The sequence below is a fragment of the Nocardia sp. NPDC004582 genome, from assembly GCF_053602115.1.
In genome coordinates this window covers 1-2,699 of sequence record NZ_JBSGCY010000275.1, presented here as the reverse complement: position 1 = coordinate 2,699, position 2,699 = coordinate 1, and the positions used below count along the sequence as shown (strand labels likewise).

The 2,699-nt window shown below is 71.0% G+C and carries 3 protein-coding genes and 1 pseudogene; 3 read left to right on the top strand and 1 reads right to left on the bottom strand.

Annotated elements, in window-relative coordinates; genetic code table 11:
- The 3 genes and pseudogenes from ACWELJ_RS33910 to ACWELJ_RS33900 form a co-directional block, all read left to right on the top strand.
- Nucleotides 1-419 (top strand): annotated as a pseudogene (locus ACWELJ_RS33910) (shikimate dehydrogenase); the annotation flags it as partial.
- 123 nt (nucleotides 420-542) lie between these two features.
- Nucleotides 543-1,013, top strand: a complete 471-nt coding sequence (locus ACWELJ_RS33905; protein ID WP_452370143.1) for a B-4DMT family transporter — start codon at nucleotides 543-545, stop codon at nucleotides 1,011-1,013.
- A gap of 142 nt (nucleotides 1,014-1,155) precedes the next feature.
- Complete coding sequence (locus tag ACWELJ_RS33900; protein ID WP_452370142.1) at nucleotides 1,156-1,389, top strand: hypothetical protein; 234 nt, start codon at nucleotides 1,156-1,158, stop codon at nucleotides 1,387-1,389.
- A 93-nt stretch (nucleotides 1,390-1,482) separates the two neighbouring features.
- Here the strand turns inward: ACWELJ_RS33900 and aroB are convergent, their stop codons facing one another.
- The gene (aroB, locus tag ACWELJ_RS33895) at nucleotides 1,483-2,601 is read right to left on the bottom strand and encodes a 3-dehydroquinate synthase (RefSeq protein ID WP_452370141.1); all 1,119 of its coding nucleotides are present in this window, start codon (nucleotides 2,599-2,601) and stop codon (nucleotides 1,483-1,485) included.
- Nucleotides 2,602-2,699 lie beyond the last annotated feature (98 nt).

The window sequence follows — 2,699 nt, the reverse complement described above, 5'->3', positions numbered from 1 at the left end:
CCCGGCCCGCGCTGCTGGCCCTGGCCGATCTGGGCGCGCACACCGTGACCATCGTGGCCCGCGACCGCGGCCGCGCCGCCGAAACCCTGGAACTGGCCGAGCAATTGGGCATGTCGGCGGAGATCCTCGGCTTCGACCCCGAGGGCCTGCTGTTCGTCTGCTCCGACATCGACGCCGTCGTCAGCACGGTGCCCGCGGAAGCGGCCGCCGCCGTGGCGGATTCGGTGGCCGCGGCCCCCGTGGTGCTCGACGCCATCTACAACCCGTGGCCCACCCCCCTCGCCGCGGCGGTGGAACGTGCCGGCCACACCGTGGTGAGCGGCCTCGAGATGCTGTTGAACCAGGCCTACGGGCAGGTCGAGCAGTTCACCGGCAAGCCCGCCCCGCGCGCGGAGATGGCCGCGGCCCTGCGGGAGTGATGCCGGCCCGGCCGGAGCGTGTCGGGCCGGGATGGGGGCGGACGTCCCGGTCGGCTAAGGTTCTGTAACAAGTTTCAGTTCATTCGGTTCGGCCGGGCGGCCGCGCAGGGTTAAGGTGATCACATGAATGCGTGGGTGTTGCGCGCCGTGGGCTTGGGGGCGCTGACCGTTGTGCTGGAGACGCTGCTCGGGGTGGGCATGCGGTACTGGCCGACCGCGGGTGTGTGGATGCGCATCCTGAGCCTGATCGTGCTGGTCGGCGCCGTGGTGGCGTGGGGTCTGCTGGACGGCCGCGCCGACCGGAGCGCCAACCCGGACCCCGAGCACGGGACCGATCTCACCATGCGCTGGCTGAAGGCGGCGCTGGCCGCGGGCGTGGGCTCCCAGCTGGTGGCCTGGGTGCTCGACTTCATCCCCGGCTTCGATCTGGGCGACCAGGGCCTGGTCTTCAACGTCACCTCGGCCGCCGCGTTCATCGTGCTGCTGATCTTCATCCCCGCCATGCTCGGTGTGGTGCTCGGCCGCTGGCTGGTCGGGCGTGAGGGCAAGAAGTCGGCCCCCGCCGCGCGCACCCAGGAGCCCGTCACCGCCTGACGCTCCCGCTGAACGCGACCCCGTGCCACATACTGTGTGGCGCGGGGTTTTTCGTATGCCGAGCCTCGAAACCTCTCGCCCCGCGTGCCGGAGTGCGAGGGCGCTGCTGGTCCACCGGTGTGATCGTGGGCAGAATATGGCTATGGATACTGTCACCGCTCTTGATCTGCGGAGACTGTTGGCCGCAGACGACCCCGAAGCATGTCTGGTGCTGGCCGAGGGCCGCACGCAGGTAGCCACAGGCGCCGACGCGCCGGGCCTGAGACTGATCGACCGGTCCCAGGTGCTGGCGCGGCTGGGCGCGGATCCGCAGGAATTGGCGCTGGTCGAGTACGCGGCGCTACTGGACTCGGAGATCCGCTTGCAGGGCGGCTGACCGGCCCGGATACGACAATGCCCGCCGCCGATTCCCGGCGACGGGCGTTGTCATGACTACCCCTGTTGTCGTGCGGCGGGCTGCGCTGGCGTCCTACAGCAGGATGGCTCCGCCGGTCGGGCCGTCCTCGCGGGCGATGGCCGAGTAGGCCGCCGCCAGCAGGCTCGGGTCCGGGCCCTCGAGGCGGCCCGGCTTGGCCAGGCCGTCGAGCACCACGAAACGCAGCACGCCCGAGCGGGTCTTCTTGTCGGTCTGCATGGCGTCCATCAGCTGGCCCAGCGCGTCGGCGTCGTAGCTGGTGGGCAGGCCGATGCTGGCGAGGATCGCCTTGTGCCGGTCGGCGGTCTCGTCGTCGAGGCGGCCGGCCAGGCGGCCCAGCTCAGCGGCGAAGACCAGGCCGACCGAGACGGCCGCGCCGTGCCGCCACCGGTAGCGCTCCCGGCGCTCGATGGCGTGGCCCAGGGTGTGGCCGTAGTTGAGGATCTCGCGCAGATCCGATTCCTTCAGGTCCGCGGCCACCACGTTCGCCTTGACCTGGATAGCGCGCCGCACCAGTTCGGGCAGCACCTCGCCGGTCGGGTCCAGGGCGGCCTGCGGGTCGCGTTCGACCAGCTCCAGGATCACCGGGTCGGCGATGAAACCGGCCTTGATGATCTCGGCCATGCCCGCCACGATCTCGTTGCGCGGCACCGTCTCCAGCGTCGCGAGGTCCACCATGACCGCGGCGGGTTCGTGGAAGCAGCCGACCAGGTTCTTGCCGGCCTCGGTATTGATGCCGGTCTTTCCGCCGACCGCGGCGTCCACCATGGCCAGCAGCGTGGTCGGCACGTGCACGATGTCGACCCCGCGCATCCAGGTGGCGGCCACGAATCCGGCCAGGTCGGTGGCCGCGCCACCGCCGAGGCTCACGATCAGGTCCTTGCGGGTCAGCCCGATCCGCCCGAGCACCTCCCAGCAGAACCCCGCGACCTGCAGATCCTTACCGGCCTCGGCGTCCGGGATCTCCACCCGGTGCGCGTCGATGCCCTTGTCCACGAGGGCCTTGCGCACCACCTCGGCCGTCTCGGCCAGCGGCGGCTGATAGAAGATCGCCACGGTCCGCACCGCGGACCGCGCGGTCACCTCGTCGACCAGATCCCCGAGCAGCCCCCGCCCGATGATCACCGGGTACGGGTCCGCCGTACGAACCTCGATGCGAGTCGGCTCGCTCATGCTTGCTGCTCCGATTCTGCTTGTGCGGATTGATCTGCGCTGTGCTGGGCGCGCGCCCGCGCGCGTGCCCGTCTGGCGCGGGCGCGGCGGGACCGGCC